The following is a 14,770-nucleotide window of genomic DNA, read 5'->3' as shown; positions in this document are numbered from 1 at the left end:
GACCCGGAGGCCGCGATGAAGGCTCTGGTCACCCGACTCGACAGCTTCGGCGACGTGCTGCTCGCCGGGCCCGCCGTCCGTGCCGTGGCCGCCCGCGCCGAACAGGTCACCCTCCTGTGCGGGCCGCGCGGCGAACCCGCCGCCCGGCTGCTGCCCGGCGTCGACGAGATCCTCGTGTGGGACGCGCCCTGGGCCTCCTTCGAGCCGCCGCCCGTCGACCGCGCCGAGACCGACAAGCTGCTCGACTCCCTCGCCTCCCTCGACGCCGAGACCGCCCTCGTGCTGACCTCGCACCACCAGTCCCCGCTGCCCACCGCGCTGCTGCTGCGCCTGGCCGGCGTCCCGCACATCGCCGCCGACAGCGTGGACTACCCGGGCTCCCTGCTCGACGTACGCCACCGGCGTGCCCCGCACGCCCACGAGGCCGAGGCCGCGCTCGACCTCGCCGGGGCAGCGGGCTTCCCGCGCGCCGACGACGGACGGCTGCGGGTGCTGCCCCCGCCGGACACCACCGGCCTGACCGGCCCCGAGCCGTACGTCGTGCTGCACCCGGGCGCCAGCGTCCCCGCGCGCGCCTGGAGCCCGGAGCGCTGCGCGCAGGCCGTGCGCGAACTCGCCGCGGCCGGACACCGGGTGGTGGTCACCGGCGGCCGCGGGGAGAAGGCCCTGACTTCGCACGTGGCCTGCGGGCGCGGGCTCGACCTCGGCGGACGCACCGGAGCCGCCGAACTCTCCGGTGTCCTGGCGGGCGCGGGCGCGGTCGTCACCGGCAACACCGGGCCCGCGCACCTGGCCGCCGCGGTCGGCACCCCCGTCGTCTCCCTGTTCGCGCCGGTCGTCCCCGCCGAGCGCTGGCGCCCCTACGGAGTGCCGTACGTGCTGCTCGGCAACCAGGACGCGCCCTGCGCCGGCAGCCGTGCCCGGACCTGCCCGGTGCCCGGGCACCCATGCCTGGAGTCGGTGACCGTGCACGACGTGCTCGCCGCCGTGGAGAAGGTGATGACGACGTGATGATCCTCATCTGGCACGTGCACGGCTCCTGGACCACCGCGTTCGTCCAGGGCCCGCACACCTATCTCGTGCCCGTCACCCCCGGCCGCGGCCCCGACGGCCTCGGCCGCGCCCGCACCTTCGACTGGCCCGAGTCGGTGATCGAACTCCCGCCGGAGCGTCTGCGGGACGCCGACGTCGACCTCGTCGTCCTGCAGCGCCCGCACGAGTACGACCTCGTACGGCGGTGGCTGGGGCGCCGCCCGCCCATGGTGTACCTGGAGCACAACGCCCCCCACGGAGACGTCCCCGACACCCGGCACCCCGTCGCCGGCCTGCCCGGCGACATCCCGCTCGTGCACGTCACCCACTTCAACCGGCTGATGTGGGACGCCGCGGGCGCCGAGACCGCCGTGATCGAGCACGGCATCGTCGACCCCGGCCCGCTGTGGACCGGGGAGCTGCCGCACGCGGCGGTCGTCGTCAACGAGCCGATCCGGCGCGGCCGTACGACCGGCACCGACCTCCTGCCCGCCTTCGCGCGGGCCGCCTCGCTGGACGTCTTCGGCATGGGCACCGACGGGCTCGCCGGCCACCTCGGCCTGCCGCCCGGGCGCTGCCGCTCGCACGAACTGGTCCAGCGCGAGCTCCACACGGCGATGGCCCGGCGCCGCCTGTACCTCCACCCGGTCCGCTGGACCTCCCTCGGGCTGTCCCTGCTGGAGGCGATGCACCTCGGCATGCCCGTGGTCGCCCTCGCCACCACCGAGGTCACCGAGGCGGTGCCGCCGGGCGCCGGAGTGGTCTCCAACCGCATCGACGTACTGACCGACGCCGTACGGGACTTCGTCGCCGACCCGGCGCACGCCCGCGCGGCCGGCGAGCGGGCGCGGACCGCCGCGCTCGCCCGCTACGGGCTGACCCGCTTCCTGGACGACTGGGAGCGGCTGCTGAAGGAGGTGACCCGATGAGGATCGCCATGGTGTCCGAGCACGCGAGCCCGCTCGCCGCGCTCGGCGGGGTCGACGCCGGCGGCCAGAACGTGTACGTCGCCCGGCTCACCGAGGAACTGGCGCGCCGCGGACACGACGTCACCGTCTACACCCGGCGCGACGCCCCGGGCCTGCCCGACCGGGTGCCGCTGCCCGGCGGCGCCGTCGTCGAACACGTACCGGCCGGACCGCCGGAAGCCCTTCCCAAGGACGCCCTGTTCGAGCACATGCCGTCCTTCGGTGCGTACCTGGCGCGCGTCTGGCGCCGCGAGCGGCCCGACGTGGTGCACGCCCACTTCTGGATGTCCGGCATGGCCTCGCTGCTCGGCGCCGCCCAGCACGGCATCCCCGTCGTGCAGACCTTCCACGCCCTCGGCACCGTCAAGCGCCGCCACCAGGGCCGCGCCGACACCAGCCCGGTCGAACGCATCGGCGTGGAACGGCAGATCGGACGCACCTGCGAGCGCGTCCTGGCGACCTGCACCGACGAGGTCCACGAACTCGCCGACATGGGCATCTCCCCGCGCCGGGTGTCCGTCGTGCCCTGCGGCGTCGACGCCGGCCACTTCCACCCCGGCGCCGACCCCGCCACGGCCCCCGCGCCCGCCCGCGCCCAGCGCCACCGGCTGCTCTCCTGCGGCCGGCTGGTCCCCCGCAAGGGCTACGACCAGGCGATCCGCGCCCTCAGCCGGATCCCGCACACCGAACTCCTCGTCGCCGGCGGCCCGCCGGCCGAGCTGCTGCACACCGAACCCGAGGCCGAACGGCTGCTGAAACTGGCCGTGGCCGAGGGCGTCGCCGACCGGGTACGGCTCCTCGGCGCCGTCGACCCGGCCGCCATGCCCGCGCTGATGCGCGGCGCCGACCTGGTGCTGTGCACCCCGGTGTACGAGCCGTTCGGGATCGTGCCGCTGGAGGCGATGGCGTGCGCGGTGCCCGTTCTCGCCACGGACGTCGGCGGCCACCGCGACTCGGTGGCCGACGGGCGCACCGGCCGGCTGGTCAGGGCGGCCGACCCCGTCACCGTCGCCGCCGCGGCCCGCGAACTGCTCGGCAGCGACCGGCTGCGCCGCCGCTGCGGAACGGCCGGGCGGGAACGCGTCCTCGCCCGCTTCACCTGGCGGCGCGTCGCCGACGGCGTGGAACAGGTCTACCGGCGGGCCAGTGGCACCGCCGACGGTGCACTGGACTCGGAGGTGGCGTGATGAGCACCGACTCCCCGGAGGTGACGTCATGAGCGTCGACACACCGGCCGTCGCCGGGCACTGCGACGAACTCCTCACCGCCCTCGGACGGTTCCGCGGCTGCGCGCACATCACCCAGCGCTGGGGCGAAGGGCTCGCCGCCGTCCTCGGCGGCGGGGGACGGCTGCTGGCCGCGGGCAACGGCGGCAGCGCCGCCCAGGCCCAGCACCTCACCGCCGAACTCGTGGGCCGCTACCGCGACGACCGGCCACCGTTCTCCGCGATCGCCCTGCACGCCGACACCTCCAGCACGACCGCCATCGCCAACGACTACGGCGTGGACGAGGTGTTCGCCCGTCAGGTGCGCGCCCACGGCCGCCCCGGCGACGTCCTGATGCTGCTGTCCACCAGTGGTGCCAGCGCCAATCTGCTGTCCGCCGCCGACGTGGGCCGGGCCGCCGGCCTGCGTGTGTGGGCGCTGACCGGGCCGGCGCCCAACCCCCTGAGCGCGGGCAGCGACGAGGCGCTCTGCGCGGCCGGCGCCTCCACGGCCACCGTGCAGGAACTCCACCTGGTCGCGGTGCACATGATCTGCGCGGCGTTCGACGCGGCGCTGGCACGGGGCGGGAGGTGACATGACGGGCAAGGCACCCCTGGTCGTGGTCGGCGACGCCCTGCTCGACCGCGACCTGACCGGACACGCGGACCGGCTGGCGCCCGACGCGCCCGTCCCGGTCGTCGCCGACTGCGCGGAGCGGGTACGGCCGGGCGGCGCCGCCCTCGCCGCGTACCTGGCCGCCCGCGACGGCCGCGACGTCACCCTGATCACCGCCCTGGACGACGGCCCGGCCGGCCGGGAGCTGCGCCGGCTCCTCGACCCCTTTCTCACCGTCGTCCCGCTCCCGATGAGCGGCGAGGTACCGCAGAAGACCCGGGTCCTGGCCCAGGGCCGCCCGGTCGTCCGCCTCGACCACGGCGCCGGCCACGCCCGCGAGGCCACCGACGAGGCCCGCGCCGCGCTCGCCGCCGCCTCCGCCGTCCTCGTCTCGGACTACGGCCGGGGCGCGGCGGACACCCTGCGGGCCGAGCTGCACGGGCGCCCCCCGGAGGTCTGGGACCCGCACCCGCGCGGCGGCCCGCCGGTGGCGGGCACCCGCCTGGTCACCCCGGCCCGCGCGGAGGCCCACGGCTTCGCGGCCGCACTGCCCGCGGACCGGAACCGGGGCGGCGGTGACGCGCCCCGCAGCGACCTGCGCGCCGTCGCCCACGAGGCCTGCGCGCTCGTACGGCACTGGCGGGTCGCCGCGGTCACGGTGACCCTGGGCGCGCGCGGCGCCCTGCTGTCGTACGGCGAACACCCCCTTCTGGTGCCGGTGTCGGCCGCCCATCACGGCGACCCGTGCGGCGCCGGCGACCGCTTCGCCGCCACGGCGGCGGGACAGCTCGCGGACGGCGTGCTCGTCGGGGAGGCCGTGGAGGGCGCCGTCACCGCGGCGACCGCCTTCGTGGGCGCCGGCGGGGCGGCCGGCCTGCTCGGCCCCCCGCGCGCCGCCGGCACCGCGCCCTCGGCGGACGACCCGGACGACCCGGACGACCCTGACGACCCGGCCGGCCTGGTCGCCAAGGTCCGGGCGACCGGCGGCACCGTCGTCGCCGCGGGCGGCTGCTTCGACCTGCTGCACGCCGGACACGTCGGCCTGCTCCAGGCCGCGCGGAGGATCGGCGACTGCCTGGTCGTCTGCGTCAACTCCGACGCCTCCGTACGCCGCCGCAAGGGCGAGGGCCGGCCGGTCAACCCGCTCGCCGACCGCGTCCGGGTGCTGCGCGCCCTGGCCTGTGTAGACGCCGTCGCCGTCTTCGACGAGGACACCCCCGAACGCCTCCTGGCCGAACTCCGCCCCGACGTCTGGGTCAAGGGCGGCGACTACGCCGGCGCCGAACTCCCCGAAGCGGCCCTCCTGGACGAATGGGGCGGCCAGGCCGTCCTGCTCCCCTACCTCGACGGCCGCTCCTCGACGGCCCTGATGGCCAGGGCTGCGGAGGGCGCGCGATGACCCGAATCCCTTCCGAGCGGCCCGTGGCGGCACACGCGCCGACGGGGCCGCGTGGGCACCTGCGCGGCCCCGCGCGACCCACGCCCGAGGACACGCCCGGGGCCCGGGCCGCGGCGGCCCGCACCGGGGCCGGGGACGGCCTGCGGCGCCCGGCGGCCGGGCGGGGAGGCGTGGGCGCCCTGGCGAGCCCGGCAGCCGGGCCCTCGGCACCCGCGGGCGCCATGGGCTCGGGGTCCGGGTCCGGGGGCGCGGCCGGCCTCGGGCGTGCGGAGCCCGGAGACGTGCGCGGCGCGCTGTGTGCGGCCTGCGGCCGTGCGGCCGGGTCCCCCGGCACAGGCGGCCGGGTGCCCGCCGGGGGAGTGCGCCGGAAGCGGCCACCCACGGCCCGGACGGCAGCCGGGGAAGGTCCTCGGGCCGGAGATGTGCGCGGTGCCGGGAGGCCCCGGACATCCCTCGGCGACCGGCCCGGCGCCGGGGGCCTGGCACCCGCGGGCGCGGCCGGCGCACGCGGGCCGGTGGCCGGTGGCCGCGGATCCACGGGCGGGTCCGGCGCCCGCGGGTCGGTGGGTGCGCGCGGCGCCGGGTGGTCGGTGGTCGGTGGTGGTCCTGTGAGTGGGTCCGGTGAGGGGGAAGCCGGGGTGGGGGTCGGGACTCGGGTGGTCGGCGCCGGGTGGTCGGTGGTCGGTGGTGGTCCTGCGAGCGGGTCCGGTGAGAGGGAGCCCGCGGTGGGGGCTGGGACCCGGGCGGTCGGCGCGCGGCGGCTGCTGGTGCTCCGGGCGCTCGGGCTCGGGGATCTGCTGGCCGGGGTTCCGGCGTTGCGGGGGCTGCGTCGGGGGTTTCCCGGGCATGAGATCGTGCTGGCCGCGCCCGCCGGACTCGGGCCGCTCGCGGCGGCGACGGGGGCCGTGGACCGGTTGCTTCCCGCCTCCGCGCCCGGACGGGCCGTACCGAGCGCCCTCGACTGGACCGGCCCGCCCCCGCAGGTCGCCGTCGACCTGCACGGCAACGGGCCGCCCAGCCACCGGCTCCTCGCGGACCTGGGCCCTGGGCGGCTGTTCGCCTTCGCCCATCCGGAGACACCCGGCATCGAGGGGCCGCCCTGGTACGCCGACGAGCACGAGCGGGACCGCTGGTGCAGGCTGCTGCGGTGGTACGGCGTCTCCGCGGACCCCACCGACCTGCGGCTCCCGCCGCCCACCGCCCACTCCCCGGCCCCCGGCGCGGTCGTGCTGCACCCCGGCGCCGGATCACCGGCCCGCCGCTGGCCCGTACGACGGTTCGCCGCCGCCGCCGAGGCCCTGCGCGCCCGCGGCCACCGCGTCGTCGTCACCGGGGGAGCGGACGAGGGCGACCTGGTCGCCACCCTCGCCAAGAGGGCCCGCCTCGCCGACACCGACGTCTTCGGCGGCGGTCTGCCCCTCGCACGGTTCTCCGCGCTGGTCGCCCACGCCCGCGCCGTCGTCAGCGGCGACACCGGCATCGCACACCTCGCCGTCGCCCACGCCACCCCGTCGCTCACCCTGTGCGGCCCCGTCCCGCCCAGCCGCTGGGGACCGCCCCCGGACGACCCCCGCCACCGCGCCCTGTGGCACGGCCCGGAGGGCGACCCGCACGGCCGCGGCCCCGACCCCGCGCTGCTCAGGATCGGCACCGAAGAGGTCCTGGACGCCTTCGACGCGCTCCCCGAGCCGCCGGGCTGACCGAGGTGGACCAGACCCATGGAACACGCACCCGTCGGCGTGGTCATCGCCACCCGCAACCGCTCCGCAGGCCTCGCCGTCACCCTCCGCCACCTGCTCGCCCTCCCCGAACACCCCGAGATCGTCGTCGCGGACAACGCCTCCACCGACGACACCCGCGCCCTGCTCGCCCGGGAGTTCCCGCAGGTGCGGGTCCTGTCGCTGCCGTTCAACCGCGGCGCCCTCGCCCGCACGCACGGCGTCCGCGCCCTGCACACCCCGTACGTGGCCTTCAGCGACGACGACTCCTGGTGGGCCCCCGGCGCACTGGCGCGGGCCGCCCGCCTCTTCGACGACCATCCTCGGCTCGGCCTGATCGCCGCCCGCACCCTCGTCGGCCCCGAGCAGGAACCCGACCCGCTGAACAAGGTGTTCGCCGACTCCCCGCTCGGCGAGGCCACCGACCTGCCCGGCACCCAGGTCCTCGGCTTCCTCGCCTGCGCCTCGGTCGTCCGCCGCACCGCCTACCTCGACGCCGGCGGCTTCCACCCCGTGCTCTTCTTCGGTGCCGAGGAGACCCTGCTCGCCTACGACCTCGCCGCGCGCGGCTGGGGCGTCACCCACTGCCCCGACGTGGTCGCCCACCACCATCCGGCATCCGGCCCGCGCCCCGACCGCCCCGCGGTCATGCGCCGCAACGAACTCCTCACCGCCTGGCTGCGCCGGCCCCTGCCGCACGCCCTCGCCCGCACCCGCGCCCTGGCCGCCGACGCCCGCCGCGACCCGCAGGCCCGGCGTGCCCTGCACGAGGCGCTCACCCGGCTGCCCGCCGCCCTCCGCGCCCGCCGCGCCCTGCCCCCGCACATCGAGCGCGCCGCCCGTCTGCTGGACACGGACCGCGGAGGCACCCGGTGACCGATCCCCGCACCACCGTCGTGGTCATCACCCACAACCGGCGTCCCGAACTCCTGCGCACCCTCGACCACCTCGCCCGGCTCCCCGAACAGCCCGAGGTGATCGTCACCGACAACGGCTCCACCGACGGCACCTCCGCCGCCGTGGCCCACCACCACCCGCAGGTACGGCTGCTGCGCCCCGGCCGCAACCTCGGCGCCGTCGGCCGCAACCTGGCCGTGCGTCAGGTCCACACCCCGTATGTGGCCTTCTGCGACGACGACTCCTGGTGGGCGCCCGGCGCGCTCTCGGGCGCCGCCGACCTCCTGGACCGGCACGCCGCGCTCGGCTCCGTCACCGCCCGGATCCTCGTCGAACCCGGCGGCACCGAGGACCCGATCGTCGAGGAGCTGCGCAACTCGCCCGTCCCGGGGCCGTCTTGGCTGCCCGGCCCGGCGCTCGGCTCGTTCCTCGCCGCGGCGACCGTGCTGCGCACCGACGCGTTCCGGCGCGCGGGCGGCTTCCACCCACGGCTGTGGCTCGGCGGCGAGGAGGAACTGCTGGCCGCGGACCTGGCCGCCGACGGCTGGTGGCTGACGTACGCCGAGCAGCTGACGACCCATCATCGTCCCTCGCCTGTAAGGGACTCCACCCGCCGCCGACGGGACGGCATCCGCAACACCCTGTGGTTCACCTGGCTGCGCCGCCCGGCCGGGCCCGCGCTGCGCCGCACCCTGCATCTGGCCCGTACGGTGCCCCGCGACACGGCGTCCCTGCGCGCCTTCGCCGCGGCGGCGGCCGCGCTGCCCTGGGTGCTGCGCGAGCGGCGCGTGCTGCCGCCCGAGGTGGAGGGGCGGCTGCGGCTCCTGGAGGACAGCCAGCGCCGGTCGAAGGCCCGCCGCTACACGGGCTGAAGCGGGTAGGTCGGACGGGGTGTGCCGGACGGGGTGTGGAGGGGACGGTCCGCACCGGGACGGGAAGCCCCGCCGCGGTGCGGACCGAAGGCTCAGCGCCGCTGGTGCTGCGACCGGAAAGGTTCACCGGCTCGCGACGCCCGGCAAGCCTTTCCGGCCACAGCACTGGACTCGGCGTCGCGGCGCCGACCGTGGACTCAGCCCGTCCTCCCGGACCGGCCGGACCTTCCGGAGCGTTCGCTCTTCGGGCCCCGGCCGCGTTCCGTGCGCGGGCCGCTGCTGCGCAGCTTCGGGTCCTGCTGGAGTTCCTCGTTCGCGGCCTTGTCGGCGTCCTGGTCGGAGATACCCGACTGCTCCGCCTCCTTGCGCATCCTCGCGCGCTTGACGTCGTACTTCTTGCTTCCGGGCTCGGGCACGACCATCACCTCCTGCCCACGCGGGTCCCCCCCCGACCTCGGTGGACAAACGGGTCGAACAAGGCTGACGAGCCCGGGGCGGGCTCGTTCAGGATGTTCGCGTTCGCCGGCACAGCAGCCGGAGGACGGCGTACAGCGCCACCGGCCACACCACGGCGAAGGCCCAGATCACCCCGGGGTCCGAGGTGACGATGCCCGCCGTCATCAGGGCGACGGAGACGGCCAGCAGGGCCACCACCGTCCACGGCCGGGGCGCGTACCGCGCCACCCGGGAGACCACTCTGGCGAGGTCCGGGCCCCGGCGGCGCGAGACGCGCAGCCGCCGGACCAGCCGGCGGTCACGGCTCAGGGCGCGCTCTATCTCGTCCAGTATCCGCTGTTCGTGATCGGGGAGTCGGCTTGTCGACACTGTTGCTCCTACAGGGACCGAGCTACCTGCCGCGTCCTGCTCCGAGTGCCCGCACGCCCTCGTGCTAACCGGTGCGCGGCGGCCGCAGTGCCGCCGGCAGGCCCTCGGCGCCGTCCCGCCCGGCGTCCGCCGCGAACGCGTCGCACAGCCGCCGCGCCGCCGCCCGGCCCGACGTCAGGCACCAGTCCCACCAGCGGTCCAGTTCTGCCGTGGCCAGCCGCTCCGCGGGCACCAGCGCGGGCCAGCCGCAGGCACGCGCCTGAGCGGTCACCTTCGCGCCGCCCGCGACGGGGTCCACGGCCAGCGCGGGCGTACCGGCCCGAAGCGCGAGCACCATCCCGTGCAGCCGGTCGGTGACCACCAGGTCCAGGCGGGCCAGCACCGACTGGAGTTGGGCGGGGGTGGCGCACAGCCGCCAGTCGCGGGTGTCGAGCCGGGTCTCCAGCTCCAGGCGCGCACAGTCCCTGCCGTGCAGCCAGGCGGTCACCTCCCGGGCGACCACGTCGTGCCGGCGGGCCCGCCCGTACTCGTGCTGCCCGTGCGTGAGGACCACACCGACCACCGGCCGCGCCGGCAGGGCGGGGGCGCCCGCCGCCAGGTCCAGGGCGGGTTCGGCCGCCGGGGCGTCGCGGGCGAGCACACGGTGGAAGCCGGTGACGGCCGGGCTGCCGGGGTCGATCACCGAGACGCCCACCGCGATCCGCACACAGTGCGCGAACCTGCGGTGCAGCCGCTCGATCTGCGGCCCGTGCAGTGGTCCGCACACGAACACCAGCCACCCGTACCGCTCGGGCCGTACGTCCTCCAGATGCAGGCCGCCGGCCCGGAACCCGGGGCTCCAGGCGACGTCGTACGCCGGCCCGGACCGCCGCAGCACGTCCTCCACCCGGTGCAGCGCCAGCACGTCCCCGGCGGTCGCCTCCCCGTCCGGGAAGCTGAACCACCCCGTCAGCAGAGTCCGCGGCTCGTCCTGTCGCCGGTGCACAGTGCGCCCCGGGTGCCCTCCCGAGCCCGGTGCCATGCACCGCGTGCACCGCGCACGCTCGCTCGGGCGGAACCCACCCCCTACGTGTCGTCCTCCTCGCCCAGAGCGAGTCGCACGTCGTGACCCCCTCGTCGTGGAACAGTTCGGAGGCCGGCTGTCCGGCGTCGGCGGTGCCCTCCAGACGCAGCAGCACGCGGGCGGCGGCGTCCGTGCGGCCGGGCAGCCGGTCGGCCTTTACCTGCAGGATGCGGAAACCCCGCTGGGTCAGCCGCACCTCGACCGTGCCGGGCACCCCGCCGCCGGTGAACCGCCTCGCGATATGGGGATAGCCGCGTACGACGGGGAAGTGCAGCGCGGTCGTCGCCAGGGCCAGGATCGGCAGTCCGCCCCCGCAGGCCATGCCGACCGCGCAGGTCAGCCAGATGGTGGCGGCGGTGGTCAGCCCGCGCACCGCGCTGCGCCGTACGAAGATCAGACCGCCGCCGATGAAGCCGATGCCGGAGACGATCTGGGCGGCCACGCGGGACGGGCCGAAGGACACGTTCGGCAGGCCGAGCACATGGGTGAAGCCGTGCTGCGACACCTCCATCATCAGCGCGCTGGCGACCCCGACCAGTGTGTGGGTGCGCAGGCCCGCGCTCTTCTGCTGTGCCTCCCTCTCCCAGCCGATCAGGCTCGACAGCAGCAGCGCGGGCCCGAGCTCGGCCAGCTGGCGCAGACCCTGACCGTTGGCCACGTCCCACAGCGGAACCGCAAGTCACGGCATGCCTCTCCCTTCGTCGGGGGGTCCCACCGGCCTCCGCCGACCCTTGTGTGGCCGACCGGCTCCGGGACGGGTACCCGGCGCGGCGGACGGACACGGACACGGACACGGACACGGACACGGTTCGGTGACACCGACACGGTCACCGACACCGACACGGCGGCGAGGACGTAGGTGAGGCCCGTGCCACGGATGGATCCCGACCAGGCGCGGCGCCGGTTCGCGGCCGCCCGCGTGGCCCGGCTGGCTACGGTGGACGAGACGGGCCGCCCGCACCTGGTGCCGGTGGTGTTCGCCACCGACGGCGCCGACGGCATCGTGACGGCGGTCGACCGCAAGCCGAAGCGCACGACCCACCTCAGACGGCTGCGCAACATCGAGGCCAACCCGGCCGTCTGCCTGCTCGCCGACGCCTTCGACGAGGACTGGGACCGCCTGTGGTGGTCCCGCGCCGACGGCGACGCCCGGATCCTGCCGCCGGACGCACCGGACGCCGGGACCCGGGAGCAGTACGAGGCCGCCCTCGCCGGGCTGCGACGCAAGTACCCGCAGTACCGGCAGGCCCCGCCGGACGGACCGGTGATCGCGGTCGCCGTCCACCACTGGACCGGCTGGCGGGCGGGCCCCGCACCGGAGCCGGACCCGGGGGGATGAGGCGTGCCGCCGGGGCGCCCGCGAGGGAAGGCCCAGGGGGCTTGCCCGCACGGCTTCATGGCGCCGGCGGCCGGTTTGGGACCGTCCTTTCTGGCTACGCGGCGGGCAGCAGGCCGTCCGTGGACCCGTTGCGGGAGGTGCCCCATGACCCACCGAGTACGCGATGTGATGTCCCCCGGCGCGGTGGCCGTCGAGCCGATGGCCACGCTGGAGGACGCCGCCCGCGCGATGCGCGAGCAGCACGTGGGGGACGTCCTGGTGGTGTACGACTGCGACCTGTTCGGCGTCCTCACCGACCGCGACATCGTGATCCGGGCCGTGGCTTACGGCAGCGACCCGCACACCACCACCGCCGGATCGGTCTGCACCAGGCCCCCGGTCGTCACCCTGTCGCCCGACGACACCACCGACCGCGCGGCCGAGCTGATGCGCCAGTACGCCGTGCGCCGGCTGCCCGTCGTCGAACACGGCGGCTGCCCCGTCGGCATGGTGAGCCTCGGCGACCTCGCCGCCACGGAGGAACCGGAGTCGACCCTGGCGGACATCCGGAAGGCGGACTGACGGCACATCCACGGCACGACGGCACGGCGGCACGGCGGCGCGGCGGACCCACAGTTCGACGGCACGGCGGACCGACCGGAGTCGCCGACGCCGTGACGCCCGACAAGCGGATACGAGGCGGATACAAGCGGACAGAACCTGTCCTCGATCAGCGCTACCGTGCCGGGCATGACCAAGAGGGCGACGACCACTGCGACGAGCCGTACGAAGACCTCCCCGACGGCCCCCGTGCTCGGGGTGCGCGCGCTCAACCGGGCCACCCTGGCCCGGCAGCTGCTGCTGCGCCGCTCCGCGCTGGACGCCGGCGCCGCCGTGCGGCACCTCGTCGGCCTCCAGGCGCAGAACGTCAGGCCGCCGTACTACGCCCTGGCCGCCCGGCTCGACGGCTTCGCACCCGAGGAGCTGTCGCGGCTGATGGCCGGCCGCGAGGTCGCCCGCATCGTCACCCTGCGCTCGACCATCCACACCCACACCGCCGACGACTGCCTCTCCCTGCGTTCCCTCGTCCAGCCCGCCCGCGAGCGTGAACTCGCCCTGTTCCGCCGGGGTCTCGCGGGCGTCGACCTCGACCGGCTCGCCGCGCTCGCCCGCGACCTCGTCGAGGCCGAGCCGCGCACCATGAGGCAACTGCGCGAGGCGCTGTCGGCGACCTGGCCGGACGCCGACCCGCGGGCCCTCGGCGTCGCCGCCCGCTGCCTGCTGCCGCTCGTCCAGGTCACCCCGCGCGGACTGTGGGGCCGCAGCGGCCAGGTGGCCCTGACCACCGCCGAACACTGGTTCGGCCGGTCCCCCGGGGACACACCCACCATCGACGACGCCGTCCTGCGCTACCTCGGCGCGTTCGGCCCGGCCTCGGTGAAGGACACGCAGACCTGGGCGGGCCTGACCCGGCTGCGCGACGCCTTCGAACGCCTGCGCCCGCGGCTGGTCACCTTTCGCGACGAGGCAGGCACCGAGCTGTTCGACCTCCCCGACGCGCCCCGCCCCGACCCCGGCACCCCGGCCCCGCCCCGCTTCCTGCCCGAGTACGACGACCTGCTCCTCTCCCACGCCGACCGCACCCGCGTCGTCCCGCACGGGTACAAGGGTCGCGCCGCGACGGGCAACCAGGCCCACCGCACCCTCCTCGTCGACGGCTTCCTGGCCGGGTTGTGGCAGCTGACGGACGACGCGCTGGTCGTCGAGGCCTTCGGCGAGCTGACACCGGCCCAGCGCCGGGACGTGACCGAGGAGGGGCGGCGGACGCTGTCCGTCATGCACCCGGGTGCGTCGTACGACATCCGGTTCGGCACCGTCGTGGGGCGAGCCGCGGCCCCCGCCGGGACCGGGAGGTCCGCCGCCGGCCGCTGAGCGCGGAACACCGGCGTGGAGAGGGGGCGTTGCGGGCCGCTCGTGGTGGCTCGCAACGCCCCCTGGCATTCACCCGAGGGGTCCTCGGGGGCCTTCAGGAGCCGATCTGTGCCGTGACCAGCGGGGAGAAGGTGGTCAGCCGGGTGTACACACCCGGATAACCCGCCTTGGCACAGCCGTTGCCCCAGGAAGTGATCCCTGCCAGGACGCCCCCGACTAGCAGGGGACCGCCGCTGTCGCCCTGGCAGGTGTCTGTGCCGCCGGAGGAGTATCCGGCGCAAACCATGTCGCTCGCGACGAAGTCGGAGCCGTAGGCGCTCGCGCAGTCGGCGTCGGACACGACCGGCACGGTCGCGGTCCGCAGCTGGTCGGACGAGCTGCCGCTTTCCGAGGTGGTGCCCCAGCCGAGGACGCGGGCGGTGGTGCCGGCCGCGTACGCGCCCGTGTCGGTGGGGGAGACGTACGGCGCCGTGGCGTACGGCATCGCCGTCGACAGCGTCAGGACGGCCACGTCGTCCCCGCTCGCGGCGTCCGTGTAGCCCGGGTCGGTCCAGATGCCGCTGACCTCGCTCACCGTGCCGTCGGTGCCGTCGCGGTAGGTGCGCCCGCCGACCACCCGCACACCGGCGGCGGACTCGCCGGCCACGCAGTGCGCCGCGGTGACCACCTTCCTGGCCGCCACCAGGGTGCCGCCGCAGAACTGACTGCCGGACGCGTCCGTGACCTGCATGACGAAGGGGTACGCGGTGGTCGTGGTGGGCGTGCCGCCGACGACCGGCAGGGGGACGTCGTGGGCGGGGCGGGAGGCCGCGTCGGCGCCGGGGGCGGTGAGCAGCACGGTCGCGGCGCCGGCGGCGCAGGCCGCGAGCGGGGCGGCGGTCCGTCTGCCGCGCGCCCGTCTGGCGCGGGTGGGGCCGAACATGCG

15 protein-coding genes and 1 pseudogene are annotated in these 14,770 nt (G+C 76.3%); 11 read left to right on the top strand and 5 right to left on the bottom strand.

What is annotated here, in order from left to right; translation table 11 throughout:
- Positions 1-15 precede the first annotated feature (15 nt).
- From R2S09_RS10630 to R2S09_RS10595, 8 genes are all read left to right on the top strand, one after another.
- Positions 16-1,011 carry a glycosyltransferase family 9 protein gene (locus R2S09_RS10630; RefSeq protein WP_316740571.1) on the top strand — a complete coding sequence of 332 codons (996 nt, stop codon included), beginning with the start codon at positions 16-18 and terminating at the stop codon, positions 1,009-1,011.
- Positions 1,008-1,961: a glycosyltransferase gene (locus R2S09_RS10625; protein ID WP_316740570.1), complete on the top strand. Its 954-nt coding sequence runs from the start codon at positions 1,008-1,010 to the stop codon at positions 1,959-1,961. Before R2S09_RS10630 ends, R2S09_RS10625 begins: the two co-directional genes overlap by 4 nt.
- Positions 1,958-3,187: a glycosyltransferase gene (locus R2S09_RS10620; protein WP_316740569.1), complete on the top strand. Its 1,230-nt coding sequence runs from the start codon at positions 1,958-1,960 to the stop codon at positions 3,185-3,187. Before R2S09_RS10625 ends, R2S09_RS10620 begins: the two co-directional genes overlap by 4 nt.
- 28 nt (positions 3,188-3,215) lie before the next feature.
- Complete coding sequence (locus tag R2S09_RS10615; RefSeq protein WP_306184192.1) at positions 3,216-3,800, top strand: SIS domain-containing protein; 585 nt, start codon at positions 3,216-3,218, stop codon at positions 3,798-3,800.
- Position 3,801: 1 nt separating this feature from the next.
- Complete coding sequence (rfaE2, locus tag R2S09_RS10610; RefSeq protein WP_316740565.1) at positions 3,802-5,220, top strand: D-glycero-beta-D-manno-heptose 1-phosphate adenylyltransferase; 1,419 nt, start codon at positions 3,802-3,804, stop codon at positions 5,218-5,220.
- A 725-nt stretch (positions 5,221-5,945) separates the two neighbouring features.
- A complete protein-coding gene (locus R2S09_RS10605) occupies positions 5,946-6,920 on the top strand; it encodes a glycosyltransferase family 9 protein (protein WP_316740564.1) in 975 nt (324 codons plus the stop codon).
- 18 nt (positions 6,921-6,938) lie between these two features.
- A complete protein-coding gene (locus tag R2S09_RS10600; RefSeq protein WP_306184189.1) occupies positions 6,939-7,814 on the top strand; it encodes a glycosyltransferase family 2 protein in 876 nt (291 codons plus the stop codon).
- Complete coding sequence (locus tag R2S09_RS10595) at positions 7,811-8,707, top strand: glycosyltransferase (RefSeq protein ID WP_316740560.1); 897 nt, start codon at positions 7,811-7,813, stop codon at positions 8,705-8,707. The genes R2S09_RS10600 and R2S09_RS10595 overlap by 4 nt, the downstream gene beginning before the upstream one ends.
- Positions 8,708-8,904: 197 nt before the next feature.
- On the opposite strand, the gene R2S09_RS10590 is transcribed toward R2S09_RS10595, so the two are convergent.
- The 4 genes and pseudogenes from R2S09_RS10590 to R2S09_RS10575 all read right to left on the bottom strand — a co-directional run.
- Entirely contained in the window at positions 8,905-9,123 is a 219-nt protein-coding gene (locus tag R2S09_RS10590; RefSeq protein WP_372337613.1) for a hypothetical protein, read from the bottom strand.
- Positions 9,124-9,211: 88 nt separating this feature from the next.
- Complete coding sequence (locus R2S09_RS10585; protein ID WP_306184182.1) at positions 9,212-9,532, bottom strand: DUF3040 domain-containing protein; 321 nt, start codon at positions 9,530-9,532, stop codon at positions 9,212-9,214.
- A gap of 64 nt (positions 9,533-9,596) precedes the next feature.
- Positions 9,597-10,553 (bottom strand): polysaccharide pyruvyl transferase family protein, encoded by a 957-nt coding sequence (locus R2S09_RS10580; RefSeq protein ID WP_372337612.1) that lies wholly within the window; start codon positions 10,551-10,553, stop codon positions 9,597-9,599.
- An 82-nt stretch (positions 10,554-10,635) separates the two neighbouring features.
- Positions 10,636-11,262, bottom strand: a pseudogene (locus R2S09_RS10575) (MgtC/SapB family protein); the annotation flags it as partial.
- Positions 11,263-11,463: 201 nt separating this feature from the next.
- On the opposite strand from R2S09_RS10575, the gene R2S09_RS10570 reads away from it, so the two are divergent.
- The 3 genes from R2S09_RS10570 to R2S09_RS10560 all read left to right on the top strand — a co-directional run bounded on the left by R2S09_RS10570 (position 11,464) and on the right by R2S09_RS10560 (position 13,845).
- Positions 11,464-11,934: a TIGR03668 family PPOX class F420-dependent oxidoreductase gene (locus R2S09_RS10570; protein WP_306184178.1), complete on the top strand. Its 471-nt coding sequence runs from the start codon at positions 11,464-11,466 to the stop codon at positions 11,932-11,934.
- Between the two features lie 144 nt (positions 11,935-12,078).
- Positions 12,079-12,495: a CBS domain-containing protein gene (locus tag R2S09_RS10565; protein WP_316740557.1), complete on the top strand. Its 417-nt coding sequence runs from the start codon at positions 12,079-12,081 to the stop codon at positions 12,493-12,495.
- Positions 12,496-12,663: 168 nt separating this feature from the next.
- Complete coding sequence (locus tag R2S09_RS10560) at positions 12,664-13,845, top strand: winged helix DNA-binding domain-containing protein (RefSeq protein WP_316740556.1); 1,182 nt, start codon at positions 12,664-12,666, stop codon at positions 13,843-13,845.
- A gap of 94 nt (positions 13,846-13,939) precedes the next feature.
- Here R2S09_RS10560 and R2S09_RS10555 read toward each other — a convergent pair whose 3' ends face one another.
- Positions 13,940-14,767, bottom strand: coding sequence for a serine protease (locus tag R2S09_RS10555; RefSeq protein ID WP_316740555.1), 828 nt, complete (start codon positions 14,765-14,767; stop codon positions 13,940-13,942).
- Between the last annotated feature and the right edge of the window lie 3 nt (positions 14,768-14,770).

This window comes from Streptomyces sp. MK7 (genome assembly GCF_032658145.1).
GTDB classification, from domain to species: Bacteria; Actinomycetota; Actinomycetes; order Streptomycetales; family Streptomycetaceae; genus Streptomyces; species Streptomyces spiralis.
This window is presented reverse-complemented; position numbering and strand designations above follow the sequence as displayed.

What these genes read in the sequence shown, in the direction of transcription:
- R2S09_RS10565 (WP_316740557.1), top strand. Translation starts at nt 12,079, where the DNA reads ATGACCCACCGAGTACGCGATGTGATGTCCCCCGGCGCGGTGGCCGTC.
- R2S09_RS10630 (WP_316740571.1), top strand. Translation starts at nt 16, where the DNA reads ATGAAGGCTCTGGTCACCCGACTCGACAGCTTCGGCGACGTGCTGCTC.
- R2S09_RS10600 (WP_306184189.1), top strand. Translation starts at nt 6,939, where the DNA reads ATGGAACACGCACCCGTCGGCGTGGTCATCGCCACCCGCAACCGCTCC.
- R2S09_RS10620 (WP_316740569.1), top strand. Translation starts at nt 1,958, where the DNA reads ATGAGGATCGCCATGGTGTCCGAGCACGCGAGCCCGCTCGCCGCGCTC.
- R2S09_RS10615 (WP_306184192.1), top strand. Translation starts at nt 3,216, where the DNA reads ATGAGCGTCGACACACCGGCCGTCGCCGGGCACTGCGACGAACTCCTC.
- rfaE2 (WP_316740565.1), top strand. Translation starts at nt 3,802, where the DNA reads ATGACGGGCAAGGCACCCCTGGTCGTGGTCGGCGACGCCCTGCTCGAC.
- R2S09_RS10555 (WP_316740555.1), bottom strand. Translation starts at nt 14,767, where the DNA reads ATGTTCGGCCCCACCCGCGCCAGACGGGCGCGCGGCAGACGGACCGCC.
- R2S09_RS10560 (WP_316740556.1), top strand. Translation starts at nt 12,664, where the DNA reads ATGACCAAGAGGGCGACGACCACTGCGACGAGCCGTACGAAGACCTCC.
- R2S09_RS10580 (WP_372337612.1), bottom strand. Translation starts at nt 10,553, where the DNA reads ATGGCACCGGGCTCGGGAGGGCACCCGGGGCGCACTGTGCACCGGCGA.